Genomic DNA, 20,114 nt, shown 5'->3' on the forward strand with positions numbered 1-20,114 from the left:
ACGCTGTGGGACATGGAGCCCCAAGGCGGTTCGCCGGAGCAGGGCCTGGCTGCTTGGCAGCGTGCGGCCCTCACGCGGGAGCGCGCCGACCGTGAGTTCCGTCTTGCCCGGCGTTACGAGTCACTGGCCGCACGCAGCGGCGACGAAATGCACATCCGTCTCGGCAAGTTGCACCGCTCGACGGCGAACCGGCACCGGGTGGCCTCGCAGCTGCTGGCCGGCCATGCCCGCAGGGCCGCGCGCTGGCTCCAGATGGGCGGGCCGCCCCCGCTGTTCATGGCGGGCGTCGCGGAAGCCTGCGGCACCGACAGCGTCGCCGTCACCCTCGTCGACGCCCAGTGCAACCAGCTGGCGGCCGCCTCCTCCGACCAATTCTCGCGCGCGGCACAGGACTTGGAGTTCGTGCTCGGTGAAGGCCCGGCGCGCGACAGCGTGTTCTCACGCGGCCCGGTCGTCGCCTCGGGGCAGGCCCTCAACTCCCGCTGGCCCGGCTACGGTCCGGCGGTCGAAGCGCTGGGAATCGGCCAGGTGGTGGCCGTGCCGATGGTGTCGGCGGGCGAGTGCATCGGGTCCCTGGCGGCCTTCGACGGGCACGACCGCGACGGGTCCAGCTCGCTCGTCACCCAGGTCGCCGATGCGCTGACCCGCAGTGTTTTCCTGGGTAAGGATGCGGTACCCGGCCTCTTCGGCGGCCTGGACTTCCGGGCCGAGGTGCATCAGGCCGCGGGCATGGTGGCCGTTCAGCTCGGCTGCCGGGTCGTGGACGCGCTGGAACTGGTCAAAGCCCGTGCCTTCGCGGACGACCGTGACATTGGCGAGGTCGCGCGGGATATCGTCGCCGGACAACTGAGACTCGGCTGAGAGGTCGTCATCGTGACGCTGCAGGAGCAGGAACTCGCCGCGGACTTCGCCCGGTTGACCGGCGAAGCCGCACGTGATCCGCTCGACACGAGGACCTTGCTCGCCACCGTGGCGGCGGGCGGCAGCAGGCTGTTCGGAGCGAGCGGGGCGATGGTGCAGTACGCGCCGGTCGGCCGCGCCCCCGTCCAGGCCCACGGCACCGACGAAGCCCTGACCCTGCTGGCCGTCGACGCCGTGGAATGGCGCGAGGGGCCCGGCTATGACACCCGGACCACCGGCTGTGCACTCATCGACGTGGACGTGACCAAGCGGCCCGTGCGGACCCGCTGGCCGCGCTGGGTCCCGCGCGCCCGGGCCCTCGGCCTCGGCCGGGTGACGGCGCTGCCGCTGCGCGCCGAGGAAGGGGCGGGCGGGACGGTCGGCGCGCTGGTCCTGCTCGGCGCCCCCGGCAGCTCCCTGGACGAGGGCGCCCTCGTCGTCGTCCGCACCTTCGCGGAGGCCGCGGGACACACCCTGTCCCTGCAGCGCGAACTGACCGAAAGCCGGGTCCTGGCAGGCCAGTTGGAGCACGCCCTGTCCAGCCGGGTCGTCGTGGAACAGGCCAAGGGCCTGCTCGCCGCCCGGCACGGCATCACCCTCGACGCGGCCTTCGACCGCTTACGACGCCACGCGCGGTCCCGGCAGCGCAAGGTCGCGGACGTGGCCCGCGAGATCACCGAGGGCGGCGACCCCACGGACCAGTAGTCCCCGGGCAGTCGCCAGACCGCCCTCAGACAGTCGTCAGGCAGTACTCAGACAGTCGTCAGGCAGTACTCAGACAGTCCTCAAGAGGTCGGGGCCTGCGACTCCTCCTGCGGGGCCGACGCCTTCTGCTGAGCGGCCTGCACCATCTCGCGCAGGTGCTCCTCCTCCTCGTTGCTCAGCGACGTCTGCACCAACTGCCCGCCGTACGCGGCGATTTCCGGCACGACCTTGTCCTGGGCCGCCTGCTTCACGAGCACGAACAGAGCCGCGGCGCCCGGCCGCAGATTCTGGCTGAGCTCCTTCATGAAGTCGTCGTTGATCCCGGTGTCGGTCATGGCCCCGCCCGCCGCCCCGGCGGCCGCGCCGACGGCGGCCCCCAGGAGCGGCACGAGGAACAGCAGCCCGATGACGCTGCCCCACAGCGCGCCGCCCGCCGCACCCATCGTGGTGTGGTTCACCGCCTGGTGCAGCTTGATCTTCCCGTCGCTCTCGCGCCGCTCGACCACGACGATGTCCTCGAGCTCCACGAGGTGCTCCTTGGACATCGCGAGCAGCTTGTCGCGGACCTGGTTCGCGGTGGCGAGATCGTTGTAGGCGACGACGAACAGATTGCTCATGACGGCATTCCTCCGAGCTGTGACTACATGTGCGACTTCGCCCGATTTTAGGGCTGTTACGCGCATTCCGCCCGAGGAGGCTGAGGCGTTGCTGACACGTCGGTGACGGCGACGGCGACTGTGACGACAGCGACGGTTACAGCAGGTTGTAGACCTGGAAGCCGTAACCGATCTTCACCGCCTTCGCCCACACGGCAGGCGCGACGCCGGTGCCCGAGTAGCGGTACAGGTCGCCGTTCGCCTTGCGCGCGACCAGGTCGGACTTTCCGTCGGAGTCGAGGTCGCCGACGGACAGCAGCCGGTCGTACGTGTTCCAGCCCGCACCGATCTGCGTACGGGCGGCGAAGGGCGCCTTGAAGTCGCCGGTTCCCCGGTAGAGCCACAGGACGCCGGACTTGTCGCGTGCGACGAGGTCGGCCCTGCCGTCGCCCGTCAGGTCGCCCTGCCCGGCGAGCTGGGTGTACTGGCCCCAACCGCCGCCGATGCGCGAACGCTTGGTGAGGGTGCCGTCCGGATACGCGAGGTACTCCCACAGCACGCCGCTCTTGTCGACGGCGAGCAGATCGGCCTCCTTGGCGCCGGCGATCGTGCCGACGGAGAGCACGGTGGAGTAGATGTTCCAGCCGTAGCCGACCTGCGTGCTGTGGTAGACGGAGCCGTCGTCGATGTACGCGTAGGTGATCACCCCGTTCTTCCTGAGGTGGTAGGTGCCGTCGCTGTAGACGTCGTCGTCGTTGTCGACGGGGATGTCGGCGGCCTGGAAGTCGTAGGTGACGCCCACGTCTTCCCGCGGTTCGAAGCCGCCCTTGCCGTCGGGCCAGTACAGGTACAGCTCGCCGGTCGTCTTGTGCACGGCCGTCATGGAGAACTTGGGCGCTGCCTTCGCGACGGCGGCGGCCCGCGGCGCGGCGAGCGGTGCCTGCGCGCGGTGTCCGGCCCGGTCGTGCGCCTCGGTGGCGCCGGAGGGGTCCCCGGCGGCGAGGGACGAACCGGCCGTGGCCGCCAGGGCGACCGTGGCGGCGGCGGTGGTGAACAGTGCCTTGAGGGTGCGATTGCGTACGACGAGAGTCATGAAGACATCCCCCCGCGACGTCGAGCCGGTTCCTCGCCGTGCGGCGCGGTGCAGGGATGCCGATCGTGGCGATGTGACGTCGTTACCACTCGGCTGCTCTGGGGGCCGACCATGGCGGCGAAGAAGCCTCCAAGCATGGTCGCAGCTGTCGTCTGTCCGAGCCGCGGCCGCCGAATCGGTACGCCTGGCACCCCTTGGGCCGGGGGCGCCGCCTAGCCGGCCGAGAAGACCGCGCCCTGGTTGCACGGCGAGCCGGCCGAGACTTCAGCGAGCGTCCGCGGGCGCGGCGGCAAGCTTCCGCAGGGCGGTTCCCGTCGGTGATCCGGGTGCCGCGCCGCCGATGACGAACGTGAGGCTGAGGTCGTCATGCGGGTGCATGAGCGCCTGCGTGATGTCCAACGGGCCGACCAGCGGATGGTGGAGACGCACTCGTTCACCGGTCCAGCCGGTCACGAGTTGCTCGGCCCACAGACGCCGGAAATCCTCGCTCCGGTACGTCAGGTCCTCGACGGCGGCAGTGATCTCGGGGTCGTTCTGGAACCGGCTCCAGCACAGCCGCAGGTAGGCGATCTGGTGGCGCGCGGTGCGCTCCCACTCCCCGGCTTCGCTGAACCTGGTCCGCAGCTCTGTCTCGAGGAAGACCGCGTGCGTCCAAGTGCGGTGCGCGGGTGCCACGCTGTGGAAGTCGAACAGCGTCACGGCGGTCATCCGGTTCCAGGCCAGGAGGTTGCCGTAGCGCCCGGTGACGTAGGCGGGGGCTCCGGTGACCGCGTCGACCATGTAGCGCAGTTCGGGCATCTGGTCGAGGCCGGTGAGCGGTGGCGTGCGGGGCGGGTGAACGAGGCGGTGCAGGTACTCGCGTTCGTCGACGGAAAGCCGCAGGGCGGTGGACACGGCATCCAGGACGCCGGTGGAGACGTTGGCCGTCTGCCCCTGCTCCAGGCGCGTGTAGTGCGTGGTGCTGACACCGGCCAGCTGGGCGAGTTCCTCGCGACGCAACCCCGGCACCCGGCGCTCGCCTCCGTAGACGGGCAGGCCGACCTCGTCGGGCCGTAGCCGGGCCCTTCGGGACTTGAGGAAGCTGCTGAGCTCGGTGCGCCGGTCCACCGGGGAAAACTACGGCCCGGCACGCCTCCGGGTCAACGGAAACCTGCAGGTGGTCGGCCTCTCGTCCCGCGAAGAACCCCGTTCGCCCGTCCCCGCGCATGACGGTCGCACCTGGATGATCAAGGTCTGGGTAGTCAGGACCGGAGGCTGGCTGCGCGCCCGGTGCCGTCGCACGCTCGTCCCGGAGCACCGCCGGACGATCAGAGACGAGGAACGACAACGATGACCACGAGGATCGGCATCATTCTGGGCAGCACCCGTCCGGGCCGCAGGGGCCGCATGGTGGCCGACTGGGTCGCCGAGACCGGCGCCGGGCACCTCCCTGAGGTGGACTTCGCCGTCGTCGACCTGGCCGACTTCGACCTGCCGAACCTCGACGAGCCGCAGCCCCCGGCCTCCGGCCGGTACAGCAAGGACCACACCGTGGCCTGGAGCGAGACCGTCCGCTCCTTCGACGGCTTCGTCTTCGTCACCCCCGAGTACAACCGCTCGATCCCCGGCGTGCTGAAGAACGCCCTGGACTTCGTCTACGGCGAGTGGAACAACAAGGCCGCCGGATTCGTCGGTTACGGACTGCACGGCGGGACCCGCGCCGTCGAGCACCTGCGCCTCGTCCTGGCCGAACTGAAGGTCGCCACCGTGCGTTCCCAGGTCGCCCTGTCGCTCCTCGGCGACTTCACCATCGACGACCCCGTCCTGGCCGGCCGGTTCACCCCCGGCGCTCATCAGACGCGGGCGCTCGCCACGGTCCTCGCCGAGACCGTCGAGTGGAGTCGTGTGCTCCAGCCGCTGCGCGATGGAGTACGAGCATGACGACCTCGGTGTCCGGGCCCCTCACCGAAGCCCGGCTCGACGCACTCGCGGACGCGATCGCCGCCGACGCGGCCGTCGCCGGACTTGGCGAGTCCACCCGTGCGGCCCACGAGACGTTCGTCGTACGCGACCAGCTCTTCCGCCGGCTCGTCCGCCGACACGGTTTCCGCGCACTCGCCCTACAGGACGACGCGGTCGCGGGCGAGCGGCTCGACGCGTACGTCAACGGTGGGGAGGGTACGGCGGTTTCCGCCCTGCACGGTGCCTGGCGGCCCTGGCGGACTGCCGAGACAGCCGAGGCCCTCCGGTGGATCCGTGCCTTCAACCGGGATCACCGCGACGACCCGGTCCGTGTCTTCGGCGTCAAACTCGCCCAGGCCGGACCGGCCGACTACGACGCGGTCCTCGCGGGTGTACGCGCCGCCGCTCCGCACCGGTTGGCGGAACTGGCACGGCACCTGGAGCCGATCCGCACCGCGCACGAGACCGACGAACACGTCCAGCAGGCCCGCGGGCTGCATCCCGGTCGCCCCTTCGCCGACCACGCCCGCGACGCGCTGGCGGTCGTCGAGCGCTTGCCCGACACCTCCCTCCTCGCACCCATGCGCCGCATCGTGCGCTTCCACGAACGCAGCGTCGCCGGACGTGACGACTACGCGGGAGACGCCCGGACCTGGGGGGAGGCCATCACCGGGCACCACGTCAGCACGGGGCGCCGGGTGGCCTACTGGGACGGCATCGCGCACACCGCGGCGACGCCGGTCACCCTGGGGCTGGCCGCCGAGCGCGGTGCTCGGCCCACGGTGGGCAGCGTGCTGCGTCACCGACACGGCGGGGCCTACGTGTCGGTCGCGATCGGCTTCCACCACGGTGACCTGGGCGGCGTCGTCGTCCCGCCACCCGAGCCCGATTGGATCGATGCGCGGCTCGCCGTCCCGGACAGCCCTGCGACCTGGGTGGACCTGCGCGACGACGTGCAGCGTCGGCGCTGGCGGGGCCCTGCCACGGCACGGGTGATCAGCGGCGTCTACACCGCCGCGCGGGACGCCGCAGAGCACCTGACCGTCGCTTCGCTGCCCGACGCGTTCGACGTCCTCGTCCACATCGGCCGGGTCTCCCCGCTGCACAACCCGACGTGACCGCGCGGTCGACCGGAGAAGTCATGTTCCATGTTCCGGGCCTGTGGTGGCCCACCGCACTCCTCGCCCTCGTCCTGCTGGGCGACGCCCTGATGTCGATCCGGCCGCCCGCCTTCATCCGGACCTGCCTCGAAGGAGTGGGCCTGCCGCGCGACTGGTGGTGGACACTGATCGTGGTCAAGCTGCTCGCCGTGGCGGGCCTTGTGGCCGGACTGGCGTACGACGGGATCGGTGTCGCGGCGAGCACCGGGGTCGTCGTCTACTTCCTGTGCGCCGTCCACGCACACGTCCGGGCCCGGTTCCTCCGTCACGAGTTCTGGCTGAACTGCCTGGGCATGCTCGCTCTCGCGATCACCGTCCTGATCGTCTCGTACGTCGTGTAGGGCCTTCGGCCGCGGACGGACGGTCCGAACGTGGCCGCGCCGACAGAACTCTCTCTTTCCGTCTCAGGTGACAAGGAACGCAGCCATGCCCCCTCGACTGTTCGACGACGACGACGTCCGTGCCCGGCTCGATGCCCGGACAGCTGTCCAGGCCGTACGGACGGCGATCCTGGCCCGGCACGAAGGCACCGCGCAGGCGCCACCGCGTGCGCGTGCCGATCTCGGCGGGGGGCATCTGGTCTTCACCGCCGGGCACCTGCGCGCGCAAGAACTGTTCGGCTTCCGGGCTTACGACACGCTCGTCGGTGCGGAGCAACTGGTGGCTGTCTGGAGTGCCCGGGGTGGTGAACTCCTGACCGTGGTGCACGGTGCGGAACTCGGTGCTCGACGGACCGGAGCCATCGGCGCCGTCGCCGTGGACGTGGCGGCCGGTCCCGGCCCCGTCCGTGTGGGCATCGTGGGTGCAGGCACACAAGCCTGGACGCAGCTGTGGGCCCTGCGCGCCGTGCGAGAGGTCGAGGAGGTCGTGGTCGCGGCTCGCCGTCTCGAACGCGCCGAAGCCTTCGCCCGCAGGGCCACCCATGAGCTGGGTGTCAGGGCGAGCGCGACAGGAAGGGCGGAGAGCGCCGTGCGTGGTCGGGACGTGGTGATCGTGGCCACGAACAGCACGGTGCCGGTCCTGGACGCCGACTGGATCTCCCCGGGAACCCATGTGACCACCCTCGGCCCCAAGACCGTCTCACGACACGAGGTACCCGCAGCTCTGGCCGATCGCGCCTCGACGATCCTCACGGACTCCCCCTCCCAGGCGGCCCGTTACCCAGAACCACACGTCTTCGACACCGGCCGGATGGTCGATCTCGGTGCCGTCCTGGCGGGGGCGGCGGCTGCCCGCACTGCTCCCGATCAGATCACGGTCTTCTGCTCCGTCGGTCTGGCGGGCACGGAAGTCGCCCTGGCTGCCGCACTGGTGCACGGATCCTGAAACCCTCGGCAAGCCGCTGGCCGTACCGCTGTCCGCCCGGCCGACCGGTCACGTCCGCTGGAGGCCGGTAGCGCCCTCGCCCACCCCGGCCCCGCCCCGTCGACAGCGCGACGGCCGCCTGCACCGTCACCGCGCCCTGCGCGTCTCCTGTTGACACCACCCCGCCCGGAGGGGCGCGCCCGACGGTGGGGGTTCCTCTCAGGCGGGCGTTGGCTCAGTCTGTGCCAGGCGAGATGTCTCGGCGCCTTCGGGCCATAGGGCCCGCTCCGCTGCCTCCCAGTCCTCGAAGGAATCGCGGGACTGATCAATGGGGCGCCAGGTTGGATCGAGCGGTTCGTCCGCGGCCGGCGGGCGAACATGGGCCAAGCCCTGCTGATCGCAGGCACCGAAGTCCTGATGGTTGCGCTGGGCGTCGACGAGCGAGGTCTTGTTGGCTCCACCGGCCATCGTCGGCCAGCGGAACTGAACGCCGTCGACTTCCCAGAAGCAGACGGGGCAGATCTCGTAGGAGCCGGGCATGTCGTCAAGGACGAGATGCCCGCAGCACGCGCAGGGGCAGGGGCTGCTCATCCGCGCAGTGTGGACGATGGTTCGCCCGCCTCACTACTGGGGTTCCGGGCTCGCCCGGCCCACGCGATCCGTGAGCGGATGGGGACGTACACGTTGGATCAAGCGTCATGAGCGGCAGCAGTGCTGTGCTCCTGACCAGGCACGGCAGGGTTCAGTGTGGAACCACACCACCTGGCACGATCTTGCAGATTCTCGTAATGCGTAGGTCTCGGGTGCGGCCGTGCCATGAACGAGTGAGGCCGCCACCCCGACGGGGAGTGGCGGCCTCACTGTTGCTGACGCTACGTCAGAGAACCGGTCGAGCGGTGCACACGCGGTGCACAAGAGGGCGGAAAGCAAGCAGTAACAGCGAGCACTGCTGAGCAGCATTTTCGCAGGTCAGCGCATGCGTTCAAGGTGCCCGCCCAGGTCACCCAGACCCGATTTTTAGATGTCGAAGTACAGCTCGAACTCGTGGGGGTGCGGCCGCAGCTGGATCGGGGCGATTTCGTTCGTGCGCTTGTAGTCGATCCACGTCTCGATCAGGTCGGACGTGAAGACGCCGCCGGCCTGCAGGTACTCGTTGTCCGCCTCGAGGGCGTCGAGGACCGCGGGGAGCGAGGTCGGGACCTGCTGGACGTTCGCGTGCTCCTCGGGAGCCAGCTCGTAGAGGTCCTTGTCGATCGGCTCGGCCGGCTCGATCTTGTTCTTGACGCCGTCGAGGCCGGCCATCAGGAGGGCCGAGAAGGCGAGGTACGGGTTCGAGGACGGGTCCGGCGCGCGGAACTCGACGCGCTTGGCCTTCGGGTTCGAGCCCGTGATCGGGATGCGCATGGCCGCGGAGCGGTTGCGCTGCGAGTAGACCATGTTGACCGGGGCCTCGAAGCCGGGGACCAGGCGGTGGTACGAGTTCACCGTCGGGTTCGTGAAGGCGAGGAGCGACGGGGCGTGCTTGAGGATGCCGCCGATGTAGTAGCGCGCCATGTCCGAGAGGCCCGCGTAGCCCTGCTCGTCGTAGAAGAGCGGGGAGCCGCCCTGCCACAGCGACTGGTGGACGTGCATGCCCGAGCCGTTGTCACCGAAGATCGGCTTCGGCATGAAGGTCGCGGTCTTGCCGTTGCGCCAGGCGACGTTCTTCACGATGTACTTGAAGAGCATCAGGTCGTCGGCCGCGGCGAGCAGCGTGTTGAACTTGTAGTTGATCTCGGCCTGGCCGGCGGTGCCGACCTCGTGGTGCTGGCGCTCGACCTGCAGGCCGTTCTTGTCCAGCTCCAGGGAGATCTCGGCGCGCAGGTCGGCGAAGTGGTCGACCGGCGGGGCCGGGAAGTAACCGCCCTTGTAACGGACCTTGTAGCCGCGGTTGTTCTCGACCGCGCCCGTGTTCCAGGCGCCCGCCTCGGAGTCGATCTCGTAGATCGAGCGGTTGGCGGAGGTCTCGAAGCGGACCGAGTCGAAGACGTAGAACTCGGCCTCGGGGCCGAAGTACGCGGTGTCGGCGATGCCGGTGGAGGCCAGGTACGCCTCGGCCTTCTTCGCCACGTTGCGCGGGTCACGGGAGTACTGCTCGCCCGTGATCGGGTCGTGGATGAAGAAGTTGATGTTGACCGTCTTGTCGCGGCGGAAGGGGTCCACGCGCGCGGTGGTCAGGTCGGCACGGAGCGCCATGTCGGACTCGTGGATGGCCTGGAAGCCGCGGATCGAGGAACCGTCGAAGGCGAGCTCCTCGGCCGGGTCGAACGCCGCAGCCGGCACCGTGAAGTGCTGCATCACACCCGGCAGGTCGCAGAACCGGACGTCGACGAACTTGACGTCCTCGTCCGCGATGAACTTCTTGGCGTCATCGGCGTTCTGGAACATCCAACTCCTCCTACTCCCACCCGGGGAGGGGCGGGGTTGCAGCTCGGTACAGCTCGATCGCGCGGCCAGTGCGGCGGCACACGCTGGGACCCGACCATAGGCAGGCGTGATTTCTCAAGCATGACCCATTTGTTTCGCCGAAGTTAACCGGACCAGGTGTGAGCACGGGGTCAAGGCAGGGCCCGCGGGGCGGCGCAGTACCGTGGATGCGTGGATAACAGGGAAGCAATGGGTTCGTGGCTGTCCGGGCCCCGTGAGGCACTGGAACGTTCGGGCGCGGAGTTCGGATACCGCGGTGAGCAGCTCGGCCTGCCCGAGCAGGGCCCCGGCTCCATCGCCCGCCCCGGCCGTCGCTTCGGAGCCCTGATCGTCGACTGGGCGCTGTGCATGTTGATCGCATACGGCCTGGTCACGCACGGCTACAGCCAGGCGACGGGCAACTGGGCGCTGCTCATCTTCTTCGCCCTCGGCGTCCTCACGGTCGGCACCGTCGGCTGCACGCCCGGCAAGCGGCTGTTCGGCCTGCGGGTCGTCTCGGAGTCCGGCGGCCGCCTCGGCCTCGGCAGGGTCCTCGTCCGCACGCTGCTGCTGTGCGTGGCCGTGCCCGCGCTGATCTGGGACCGGGACGGCCGCGGTCTGCACGACCGGGTGGCGAAGTCCGTGGAGGTCCGTGGCTGACGGAGAGCGGTGGCAGATGGTGGCAGATGAAAAGGCGCCCGGAGCACAAGCTCCGGGCGCCTTTTGAGTCCAGCGGCGACGGGACGTCACCGCATCCGGCCCCCGCCCTTGGGCATCCGCATGCCCTTCGGCATCGGCCCCTTCGGCAGCGGCATGTTCGACATCAGGTCACCCATGGCCCGCAGCCGGTCGTTGGTCGCGGTCACCTGCGGGCCCGTGAGGACCCGGGGCAGCTTCAGCATGGTGGTGCGGAGCTTCTTCAGCGGCACCTGGTCCTCGCCGTTGCCCACGAGCAGGTCGTGGACCGGGACGTCCGCGACGATGCGGGCCATCTTCTTCTTCTCGGCCGCGAGCAGCGACTTCACCCGGTTCGGGTTGCCCTCGGCGACGAGCACGATGCCGGCCTTGCCGACCGCACGGTGCACGACGTCCTGGCTGCGGTTCATCGCGACCGCGGGGGTCGTCGTCCAGCCGCGCCCGACGTTGTCGAGCACCGCGGCCGCCGCACCCGGCTGGCCCTCCATCTGCCCGAAGGCGGCTCGCTCGGCACGGCGTCCGAAGACGATCGCCATCGCGAGGAAGGCGAGCAGGAAGCCGAGAATTCCGAGATAGATGGGGTGACCGATCAGGAAGCCGATCGCGAGGAAGACACCGAAGGTGACGATTCCCACAGCCGCGAGTACAAGACCGATCTTGGGATCGGCCTTGCGGGTCATCTTGAAAGTCAGGGCGATCTGCTTGAGTCGCCCGGGGTTCGCAGCGTCCGCTGCGGTTTCCTTCCTCGCCATGCTTGAAGTCTACGTGGCCGGGGACGCCACATGAACAGCAGCATCAGCCCCGGGAAGCGACGGACTCCAGGACGCGCTGGGCCTCGACCCTGTCCTTGGCACGGCGGCGGTCCTCCAGGACGGAGGTCCAGGCATTGCGGCGGGCGGTGCGCTGGCCACTGCTCATCAGCAGCGACTCGACGACGCGCAGGGCGTCGGTGAACGTCGGGATCGCGGTGGCGCGTACGGGCGCGGCCTGCATCTGGAGGTCCCCCCTCGGAAGCGGACGAAGCGGATCACGGAGTGGATCGCTGAGTGGATCGCTGAGCGGATCACGGCTTTGGCTAGGGATGTACGTGCGGTGATTTCAGGGTCACTGATTGGTGTTACCAGGGCGTGACCGGACGGTCAAACACCAATGAAGCCTTGACGCTCGGGCCCCAAACGCTGACGCGGCCCTGACGGTCGTCCTCAGCTGCGAGGACGGTCAGGACCGCGTCTTACCAGCCACTACCGATCAGTAGCCACTTGTGCGTGAATTCACACGGTCTGGGTTCAGGCCGCTTCAGACCGCCTGCGACGCGACGTACGCGCCCCGCTTCTCGATGGCCATCTGGTACAGCCGTCCGGCCCGGTACGAGGAGCGGACCAGCGGGCCCGACATCACACCGGAGAAGCCGATCTGCTCGGCCTCGTCCTTCAGCTCCACGAACTCGGCCGGCTTCACCCAGCGCTCCACGGGGTGGTGCCGCACGGAGGGCCGCAGGTACTGCGTGATGGTGATCAACTCGCAGCCGGCGTCGTGCAGTTGGCGCAGCGCCTCGGAGACCTCTTCGCGGGTCTCGCCCATGCCGAGGATCAGGTTCGACTTCGTCACCAGGCCGTACTCGCGGGCCTCCGTGATGACCTTCAGCGAACGCTCGTAGCGGAAGCCGGGGCGGATGCGCTTGAAGATGCGCGGCACCGTCTCCACGTTGTGCGCGAAGACCTCGGGGCGGGACGAGAAGACCTCGGCCAGCTGCTCCGGCTCCGCGTTGAAGTCGGGGGCCAGGAGCTCGACCTTCGTGCGGCCCTCGGCACGCTCGGCGGTCTGCGCGTGGATCTGGCGGACCGTCTCCGCGTACAGCCAGGCGCCGCCGTCCTCCAGGTCGTCGCGGGCGACGCCGGTGATCGTGGCGTAGTTCAGGTCCATCGTGACGACGGACTCGCCGACGCGGCGCGGCTCGTCGCGGTCGAGGGCCTCGGGCTTGCCGGTGTCGATCTGGCAGAAGTCACAACGCCGCGTGCACTGGTCACCGCCGATGAGGAACGTGGCCTCGCGGTCCTCCCAGCACTCGTAGATGTTGGGACAGCCCGCCTCCTGGCAGACCGTGTGCAGGCCCTCGGACTTCACGAGGTTCTGCATCTTCGTGTACTCGGGGCCCATTTTCGCCCGGGTCTTGATCCACTCGGGCTTGCGCTCGATGGGGGTCTGGCTGTTGCGGACCTCCAGGCGCAGCATCTTGCGTCCGTCGGGTGCGACTGCGGACACGACCGGCTCCCTAAAGCTTCGATTCCTCGGCGTACATCAGGGTACGCCCGTGATGTTCATGGCCCTCACGGATGGCCAACCTCTGGCCATGAGGGTGCATTCCCCGCGCTTCCCGTACGGGGATCAGCGTGCTTCCCGTACGGGGATCAGGCCGAGGCCTTTTCGACGACCCGCGGCTTGAGGTCCGCCCCGCCGAGCACAGCCTGGAGGTGCTTCTCGGCCACCGGCAGCACCTCGTCCATCGTGACCTCGCGACCGAGCTCGTACGAGAGGGAGGTGACGCCCGCGTCGCGGATGCCGCAGGGGATGATCTTGTCGAAGTTCGAGGTGTCCGGATTCACGTTCAGCGCGAAGCCGTGCATCGTGACGCCCTTGGCGACGCGGATGCCCATGGCGCAGATCTTGCGGTCCTCGTGGCGCTGCCCCGCGTTCGACGGCGCGTACTCGGGGCCGACCAGGCGGTGGTCGAACTCCTCGTCCTCGCTGCTGAGCCGCGGGTCGAAGTCGAGCGAGAGCCCACTGTGTTCTCTGCGGGCCGTGCGCTGCTCGACCGGGTCGCCGAGGACCCACACGCCCGCCCGGCCCTCGACGCGCGCGGCCTCGATGCCGAACTCGGCGCAGACCGCGATCATCGCGTCCTCCAGGCGGCGCAGGTGCGCGACCACGTCCACCGGGCGGGGCAGCTTCTGGATCGGGTAGCCGACGAGCTGGCCCGGGCCGTGCCAGGTGATCTTGCCGCCGCGGTCCACGTCGATGACGGGGGTGCCGTCCAGCGGGCGCTCCTCCGGGGCGGTGCGGCGGCCCGCGGTGTAGACCGGCGGGTGCTCGAGGAGGAGACAGGTGTCCGGGATCTCGTCGGCGAAGCGCGCTGCGTGCACGCGGCGCTGCTCGTCCCAGGCCTCCTGGTACTCGACCATGTCCGCACCGAATCCCATGCGGACGAACCGGAACTCACTCACGGCAGCGCCTCCCTCACAAAACTTCACCGTGCATCTGTCGCGCCCCGAACCACTGTACGGCGCCCCGATCGGGCTCAGTGCGTGGGGAAGAGGCGGTAGGACGCGTCCAGATCCCGCACCTCGACCGAGCACGTGACGCCGGGCGCCGCGGACGTGTGCTTGTCGAGGAGGGCCAGTACGTCCTCGGAGAGCGCCGTCTTCAGGGACTGCGGGCGGCCCGGCAGCAGCCCCACCTCGACGTGCAGGAAGGGGGCGAAGGACCCGTCCACGTACGTCGTCGAAGGGCGGACGAAGGTCTTGCCGACGCCCACCGAGCGGACCCGGTCGACGACGAGCGGATGGAGCTCCGCCACCAGGGCGGGGATGTCGACGGTGCCGGCGAGGGTGTCGGTGTGGTCGATGACGATGTGCGGCACGTGAGGAACCTTCCGGGTGTAGCGCACAAGCATCGTAGAGCCACGCGGGAGTCACCCGGAGGGGGCCTCCGGACCGCCGCGTCCGTCCACCCCGCCAACGGTTCGTCACACGATCGGATGAAGGCTTTGCGAAGGTCCGGTCAGGGGCGGATATCGCCGCTACATTCGCGCCGTTCCATGAGGGCTGCACCCCGGCCCGGAAGGCAGGAGACCGCACAGCTGATGACGGAACGACCTCCGCAGCGCACACCGAACCGCCAGCTCTCCGCGCTCATCGCGGAGGCGGGTTTCTCCAATGCGGGGCTCGCGCGCCGCGTGGACCAGCTAGGCCTGGAACACGGTCTCGACCTGCGCTACGACAAGACATCGGTGACCAGATGGCTGCGCGGGCAGCAGCCGAGAGGGACGACACCCGCGCTGATCGCCGAGGTGTTCACGCGCCGCCTCGGGCGCCGCCTGTCCGCGCAGGACCTCGGCCTCGACGCCTGCGCGCCCGTGTACGCGGGGCTGGAGTTCGCGGGCTCGCCCGAGGAGGCCGTCGACATCGTCAGCGGCCTGTGGCGCAAGGACTCCGGCAGCCATGCCGAGCTGCGCAAGATCGCGTTCACCCCGGCCGGGCTCGTCGTGCCCAGCCGCGACTGGCTGATCGGCCGCGCCGACGACCGGGTCGCGCGCGGCGAGATGCCGCCCCGGGTCCCGGTCCAGGGCCGTCCGGCCGTGCCCCGGCAGCGCACCCAGACCGAGCGCGGGCCGGGGCAGAAGGTGACGGGCGGCGACATCGCGGCGCTGCGGTCGGTGAGCGAGCTGTTCCGGGCGCTCGACCACGCCTACGGCGGAGGGCACGCGCGCCAGGCCCTCGTGCGCTACCTGGAGCACGAGGCGGAGCCCATGCTGCGGGGCGCGTACGGCGAGCAGACCGGGCGCAGGCTCTTCGGTGCCGTCGCCGATCTGACCCGGCTCGCGGGCTGGACCTCGTACGACATCGCCGCCCACGGGCTCGCCCAGCGGTACTTCGTGCAGGCGCTGCGGCTCTCGCAGGCCGCCGGTGACCGGATGTACGGGTCGTACGTGCTGGTCACCATGAGCCGGCAGGCCGTCTACCTCGGGCACGGCCGGGAGGCGGTGCAGCTGGCGCGGGTCGCGCAGCAGGGCGTGGGCGCGTCCGCGCCGGCCGTGGTGCAGGCGCTGCTGCACGCCGTGGAGGCGCGCGGGCACGGGGTGCTCGGCGAGATCAGGGCCTGTACGGCGTCCCTGGTGCGGGCCGAGCGGGCCCTCGAGGCGGCGCGTACCGGGGAAGACGTGCCGCACTGGGCGCGGTTCTTCGACGAGGCGCAGCTGGCCGACGAGTTCGGGCACTGCCACCGGGACCTGCAGCAGTACCGGGCCGCGGCCCAACACGCGGAACGTTCCCTGCAGTTGAGGGCGCCGGGCTATGCGCGCAGCCGGCTGTTCTGCCGGGTGGTGCTCGCCTCCGCGCGGCTCGGGCTCGGCGAGCTGGACGCGGCCTGCGCCCTGGGCGCGGAGGCCGCTGCCGCCGCGGCGGACATGCGGTCGGTGCGGGCGCACGAGTATGTGCGGGAGTTCGAGCGGCGGTTGGAGCCGTACCGCGACGCCGGGCCCGTGCGCGGGTACCGGGAGAAGGTCGCCGCGCTGGGGTGAGTGCGGGGCCCGGCGCCGGTGGTGCCGGGCCCCCTCCGGGTGGTCAGTCCAGGTGGTCAGTCCAGCTCGGCCACGGCCGACGCGCTCAGCGCCTCGTCCCAGGTCGTCAGGTCGTCCAAGTCGCCCCGCAGGGACGCCTTTTCGGTACCGATGGACCGCAGGGGGAGCGGGACGGACGCGGCGATCGAGCCGGCGTCCGAACCGTTCACGTACAGCGTCGTGCGGTCCTTCGTGGCCACCCACGTCAGGTGCGTCCACTCGTCCAGCGGCAGCGTGTAGTCGAAGCTCAGGTCGGCCGCGCCGAAGCGGGTGAAGCCGACCTTGCCGGTGCGGTACTGCTGGAGCTTGAGCGCGACCGCCGAGGAGCTGAGCAGGATCTGGTCGCCCGTGCGGGCCGTCGCGCGGACCCAGACCGAGACCGTCCACGGCTCGGCGACGTCGAGGCCGCCGAAGCCGACGCCGTCGCGGTTCGCGTCGAAGCGCCAGGCCTCGCCGTGCACGCCGTCCGGGACCGGCGTCGGGTTGTTGATGATGTACGAGGTGCCGGGCAGGTTGCCCGCCACGTCCTCGGCGTAGAGCGTGTTGCCGGGGGAGCCCGCGTACGTCCAACCCTTCGGGTACGAAGCCGAGTCGAAGGTCCACTTGTGGCTCGGGCGGCCGTCGTTCACGCGTGGGTGCGACGGGGGCGGGGTGACGTCGGGCGGGTCGCCGACCAGGGCGGCGCGGGCCTGGAAGTCGGCGACGATGTCCGGGGTCTGCGTGCCGTTCCAGGCGCGGTCGGCGAGGATCGCGCGGGCGCCCGCCATCTGCTGCTCGAAGTAGTGGTCGTCGGCCCAGAAGTTGTAGTCGGCCCAGTTCGGCAGGCCGGAGCCGAGCATGTCGGGGGCCGTGCTGGGCGCCCAAGTGTCGTACATCCAGGCCTTGTCGGGGTACCAGTGGTGGTAGTTGTTCGGGGTGACGTAGAACGGGCCGAGGGCGATCTCGTCGTGGCCGGGGATCGCGGGCTCGGCGCTGGCGTGGTCCCAGGTGAGGAAGACGACCGGGCCGTGGACCGTCTGCTGGGGTGCGGCCATGTGTTCCGAGCCGTTGTAGAGCGCGGTCCGGCTGCCGTGTGAAGTCACCACGTCGTCAAGGGTGTTGATGTACCGGTTGAGGAGGTCGCCGAGCGTCGTGACGTCCGGGGACCTCGCCAGGTAGTCCTGGACGCGCGGGCAGTCGGCCAGCTGCGCCGGGACCTCCTCGGCGCCGATCGAGAACAGCGGCGCGTCGAACCAGGTCGTGAACTCGGCGACGATCTCCTTCGTCTTCTCGACCGCCTTGTCGCTGGTCATGTCGATGATCCAGTCGGGCGTGAGATGGGAGTGGGTGTGCGCCTGCGTGCACGGGTTCGGGCCCGAGCCGAAGCCGATCCCGTACCTCTGGCTGAGGGCCGTCGCGTGTCCGGGGATCTCCAGGCCCGGCATCAGCTGCACGTGCCGGCGCGCCGCGAAGGCCTTCAACTCCTCGATGTCGGCGCGGCTGTAGCTGTGCTCCGGGTCGGCCAGGCCCGGGAACTTCGGGCTGTTCAGGCGGAAGCCCTCCGACTCCGAGAGGTGCAGCAGCAGGGTGTTCAGCTTCTGGTCGCCCATTCTGCGGATCAGGTTCTTGAGGTAGGGGATCGACCAGTACTTGCGGCCCGCGTCGAGGTGCACCATGCGCACCGACTGGGCAGGTACGTCGGTGGCCCGGGCGCGGGGGAGGGTGCGGTGTGCCCCCGGGTCCGTGGAGCGCAGCAGTTGGAGCAGGGTGCGGGTGCCGTAGAACAGGCCGTGGGTGGAGGCGGCGTCGATCCGGACAGGACCGGCCGCGGAGTCGAACGCGTAGCCCTCCGCGCCCAGTTGGGGCCTGTCGCGCAGGGTGAGGACGACGTCGCCGGTGCGCGCGTGCCCGACGTCGCCGGCGATCTGCGGGCTCACCCCGGTGACGGCCTTGATCTCGCCCTGCAACTGGAGGGCGAGCCCGCCGGTCGACTGGTGCGTCGGGCCCGGGAACTCGGCGCGGCCCGCGGGCAGCGACTGCCTTCCGAGGCTGCGCGGGTCGACGAGGATCCGGCTGCGCGGGGTGAACGTGACGGTGCCGTCGAGGGACGTCCAGTCGGTGGGGCGGGGGATCACGGACACCGGGGCGGTGGCCTCGGCGGCCGCGGCGGCCACCGGTTCCGCGACCACGGCAGATCCGATGAATCCGGCGACGAGGGACAGGGCGATGAGCAGCGGTCCCGGGACATGTCTGCGCACGGCGATGACCTCCTGGAAGGCTGGTTGGGCCGACCGTAGAGGGGAGTTGAGGTCGTGACAAGAGGGGCGCCCGCCTCCGGAGCGTGCCACGGAGACGGGCGCGAACAAGGGTTGTGCGGGGTGCCGGAAGGGGCTTATAGGGGCGACAGCTCCGAGGTCCTGGCTGGTTCTCGTACGAGGGTGTGGGGTGATCCGGCGGTTTCAGGCGGCCTCGCCGATGGGCTCTTCCGAGGGTGCGGCCGAAGCCGGTTGCGGCTGGGGTGCCGCGGCCCGGGGCACGCCCAGGTCCGCCAGTGCCGCGTACGCCGCGCGGCGGCCCGAGTGGAGGGCGCCCTGCACCGTGCTCGTGTCCCGGTGGTCCCCGCACACGTACAGGCCGTGCAGGAGCCGCACCGGGCGGCGCGGGTCGTGCGGTGCGGGCATCGCGGGCACGGCGCACGGGTCGTGATGGACGGCGAGGGTCTCCCAGCCGCTCGTCGACGTGCCGTACAGGGCGGCGAGTTGGGTCCGCAGCTCGTGGTCGGAGGGCGGTGCGCCGAGCACCGTCGAGGAGACGAGCGCGCGGCCCGCGGGGGCCCGGGTCGGATCGACCCGGCTGATGACGGCGGTGTGCGCGACGGGCCCGAGCCGGTCGGCGTCGAGCAGCAGCGCGGCCTCGGCGAGCGGCGCCTCGGGCACGGCGTGGTGGACGACGGTCACCGGGTGGAACGCGGGCACGCGCAGGCCCGGAAGGAGTGCGGCGGCGGCCCGCGCGCCGGTCGCCAACAGTACGGCGCGGCACGGCAGTTCACCGTGCTCGGCGGTGGTCACCGAGTTCGCCGAGACCGCGGTGACCCGGACGCCGGTGTGCACGGTGCCGGGCGGCAGGGAGGCCGCGAGCAGCTCGGGCAGGGCGTCGGCACCGCCCTCCGGCACGGCGAGGCGGCCCGCCGCGTACGCGTGCAGGGCGAGGTCCGCGCACCGGCTGGACGTCGTCAGGCCCGGGTCGCACAACAGGGCCGACAGCAGAGGACGTACGAAGCCGTGGAGCATCCTGGAGGGCATGCCGCGGGCCAACAGGGCGCGCCCGATGGGCAGTTCGGGCCGTGCGAGCAGCTTGGCGGGCTCGGTGGCGGCGAGCCGGGCGAGGGCGGCGCCGAGGCGCGCGTGGTCCAGCGGGCCGCCGAGCGGGGGCCGGACGCCGCGCGGCGGGCGGGGGGCGCTTGCGAGGGCGCGTGCCGCGCTGAGTGCGCCCCTTGCGCGCCGGGGACGGGCCGGTTCCCCGGTCCTGAGGCGGCGGCCCTCGCTGTGCACCAGCACGCCGGGCGAGAACGGACGCAGGGTGAGGCCGTCCAGGCCGGGTGTCCGCCGTAGCTCGGGGTACGACGTGGACAGCAGCTGCCCGATCCGGTCGAGCCGGAATCCGTCGACCTTCTCGGTGGACATCCGGCCCCCGACAACCGTGGCGGCCTCCAGGACCAGGGCCGGTACGCCCGCCCTGGTCAGGTGCTGCGCGGCAGCGAGCCCCGCGACCCCTGCCCCCACGATGACGACGGCGCCTGATTCTGCGTGTCCGGCCTCAAACACGTGTGCCTCCGGCGGTTGGGCGGCTGACGGCTGGAGGCCTTCTGCCCCCAACTCCCCCTCGGAATACCTGATTTCGGGTCGAGGGTAGGTGGGGTTCCGCCGGGTGGGGCCCGCGCGGCGGGGCGGCACGGGAGC

Annotated in this window: 20 protein-coding genes; 8 read left to right on the top strand and 12 right to left on the bottom strand. The window is 70.6% G+C overall.

Annotated features, from left to right (window positions below; all coding sequences use genetic code 11):
- The first annotated feature begins 12 nt into the window (after positions 1-12).
- Both ACIBUY_RS21180 and ACIBUY_RS21185 read left to right on the top strand, forming a co-directional pair.
- Positions 13-861 (top strand): GAF and ANTAR domain-containing protein, encoded by an 849-nt coding sequence (locus ACIBUY_RS21180; RefSeq protein ID WP_365561831.1) that lies wholly within the window; start codon positions 13-15, stop codon positions 859-861.
- Between the two features lie 12 nt (positions 862-873).
- Positions 874-1,605: an ANTAR domain-containing protein gene (locus tag ACIBUY_RS21185; RefSeq protein ID WP_365561833.1), complete on the top strand. Its 732-nt coding sequence runs from the start codon at positions 874-876 to the stop codon at positions 1,603-1,605.
- A gap of 80 nt (positions 1,606-1,685) precedes the next feature.
- Here ACIBUY_RS21185 and ACIBUY_RS21190 read toward each other — a convergent pair whose 3' ends face one another.
- The 3 genes from ACIBUY_RS21190 to ACIBUY_RS21200 all read right to left on the bottom strand — a co-directional run bounded on the left by ACIBUY_RS21190 (position 1,686) and on the right by ACIBUY_RS21200 (position 4,401).
- Positions 1,686-2,222: a DUF1269 domain-containing protein gene (locus ACIBUY_RS21190; protein WP_365561834.1), complete on the bottom strand. Its 537-nt coding sequence runs from the start codon at positions 2,220-2,222 to the stop codon at positions 1,686-1,688.
- A 136-nt stretch (positions 2,223-2,358) separates the two neighbouring features.
- Positions 2,359-3,294: an FG-GAP repeat domain-containing protein gene (locus ACIBUY_RS21195; protein ID WP_399153328.1), complete on the bottom strand. Its 936-nt coding sequence runs from the start codon at positions 3,292-3,294 to the stop codon at positions 2,359-2,361.
- Between the two features lie 264 nt (positions 3,295-3,558).
- On the bottom strand, positions 3,559-4,401 hold the full coding sequence (locus ACIBUY_RS21200) for a helix-turn-helix transcriptional regulator (RefSeq protein ID WP_365561839.1): 843 nt from the start codon (positions 4,399-4,401) through the stop codon (positions 3,559-3,561).
- A 222-nt stretch (positions 4,402-4,623) separates the two neighbouring features.
- On the opposite strand from ACIBUY_RS21200, the gene ACIBUY_RS21205 reads away from it, so the two are divergent.
- The 4 genes from ACIBUY_RS21205 to ACIBUY_RS21220 all read left to right on the top strand — a co-directional run bounded on the left by ACIBUY_RS21205 (position 4,624) and on the right by ACIBUY_RS21220 (position 7,721).
- The gene (locus tag ACIBUY_RS21205; protein ID WP_399153329.1) at positions 4,624-5,214 is read left to right on the top strand and encodes an NADPH-dependent FMN reductase; all 591 of its coding nucleotides are present in this window, start codon (positions 4,624-4,626) and stop codon (positions 5,212-5,214) included.
- Positions 5,211-6,353, top strand: coding sequence for an erythromycin esterase family protein (locus ACIBUY_RS21210; protein WP_399153330.1), 1,143 nt, complete (start codon positions 5,211-5,213; stop codon positions 6,351-6,353). Before ACIBUY_RS21205 ends, ACIBUY_RS21210 begins: the two co-directional genes overlap by 4 nt.
- Positions 6,354-6,376: 23 nt before the next feature.
- Entirely contained in the window at positions 6,377-6,736 is a 360-nt protein-coding gene (locus ACIBUY_RS21215) for a DoxX family protein (protein ID WP_365561846.1), read from the top strand.
- An 85-nt stretch (positions 6,737-6,821) separates the two neighbouring features.
- The gene (locus tag ACIBUY_RS21220; protein WP_399153331.1) at positions 6,822-7,721 is read left to right on the top strand and encodes an NAD(P)-binding domain-containing protein; all 900 of its coding nucleotides are present in this window, start codon (positions 6,822-6,824) and stop codon (positions 7,719-7,721) included.
- Between the two features lie 198 nt (positions 7,722-7,919).
- On the opposite strand, the gene ACIBUY_RS21225 is transcribed toward ACIBUY_RS21220, so the two are convergent.
- The gene (locus tag ACIBUY_RS21225) at positions 7,920-8,291 is read right to left on the bottom strand and encodes a CPCC family cysteine-rich protein (protein ID WP_399153332.1); all 372 of its coding nucleotides are present in this window, start codon (positions 8,289-8,291) and stop codon (positions 7,920-7,922) included.
- 426 nt (positions 8,292-8,717) lie between these two features.
- A complete protein-coding gene (glnA, locus tag ACIBUY_RS21230) occupies positions 8,718-10,127 on the bottom strand; it encodes a type I glutamate--ammonia ligase (protein ID WP_365561852.1) in 1,410 nt (469 codons plus the stop codon).
- Between the two features lie 210 nt (positions 10,128-10,337).
- On the opposite strand from glnA, the gene ACIBUY_RS21235 reads away from it, so the two are divergent.
- A complete protein-coding gene (locus ACIBUY_RS21235; protein ID WP_365561855.1) occupies positions 10,338-10,805 on the top strand; it encodes an RDD family protein in 468 nt (155 codons plus the stop codon).
- Positions 10,806-10,891: 86 nt separating this feature from the next.
- Here ACIBUY_RS21235 and ACIBUY_RS21240 read toward each other — a convergent pair whose 3' ends face one another.
- The 5 genes from ACIBUY_RS21240 to ACIBUY_RS21260 form a co-directional block, all read right to left on the bottom strand.
- Entirely contained in the window at positions 10,892-11,593 is a 702-nt protein-coding gene (locus ACIBUY_RS21240) for a DUF4191 domain-containing protein (protein WP_365561857.1), read from the bottom strand.
- A 43-nt stretch (positions 11,594-11,636) separates the two neighbouring features.
- Positions 11,637-11,834 (bottom strand): hypothetical protein, encoded by a 198-nt coding sequence (locus ACIBUY_RS21245; RefSeq protein WP_365561858.1) that lies wholly within the window; start codon positions 11,832-11,834, stop codon positions 11,637-11,639.
- Positions 11,835-12,137: 303 nt separating this feature from the next.
- Complete coding sequence (gene lipA, locus ACIBUY_RS21250) at positions 12,138-13,103, bottom strand: lipoyl synthase (RefSeq protein WP_365561861.1); 966 nt, start codon at positions 13,101-13,103, stop codon at positions 12,138-12,140.
- 146 nt (positions 13,104-13,249) lie between these two features.
- Entirely contained in the window at positions 13,250-14,062 is an 813-nt protein-coding gene (lipB, locus tag ACIBUY_RS21255) for a lipoyl(octanoyl) transferase LipB (RefSeq protein WP_399153333.1), read from the bottom strand.
- 74 nt (positions 14,063-14,136) lie between these two features.
- Positions 14,137-14,478, bottom strand: a complete 342-nt coding sequence (locus tag ACIBUY_RS21260; protein ID WP_365561864.1) for a 5-carboxymethyl-2-hydroxymuconate delta isomerase — start codon at positions 14,476-14,478, stop codon at positions 14,137-14,139.
- A 222-nt stretch (positions 14,479-14,700) separates the two neighbouring features.
- Between ACIBUY_RS21260 and ACIBUY_RS21265 the strand changes: the two genes are divergently transcribed.
- Complete coding sequence (locus ACIBUY_RS21265) at positions 14,701-16,137, top strand: regulator (RefSeq protein ID WP_365561867.1); 1,437 nt, start codon at positions 14,701-14,703, stop codon at positions 16,135-16,137.
- Between the two features lie 56 nt (positions 16,138-16,193).
- On the opposite strand, the gene ACIBUY_RS21270 is transcribed toward ACIBUY_RS21265, so the two are convergent.
- Both ACIBUY_RS21270 and ACIBUY_RS21275 read right to left on the bottom strand, forming a co-directional pair.
- Entirely contained in the window at positions 16,194-18,413 is a 2,220-nt protein-coding gene (locus tag ACIBUY_RS21270; protein WP_365561869.1) for a family 20 glycosylhydrolase, read from the bottom strand.
- A gap of 201 nt (positions 18,414-18,614) precedes the next feature.
- Positions 18,615-19,979, bottom strand: a complete 1,365-nt coding sequence (locus ACIBUY_RS21275; RefSeq protein WP_399153334.1) for an FAD-dependent oxidoreductase — start codon at positions 19,977-19,979, stop codon at positions 18,615-18,617.
- Positions 19,980-20,114: the final 135 nt, after the last annotated feature.

The organism is Streptomyces sp. NPDC050085 (genome assembly GCF_044460595.1).
Lineage (GTDB): Bacteria > Actinomycetota > Actinomycetes > Streptomycetales > Streptomycetaceae > Streptomyces.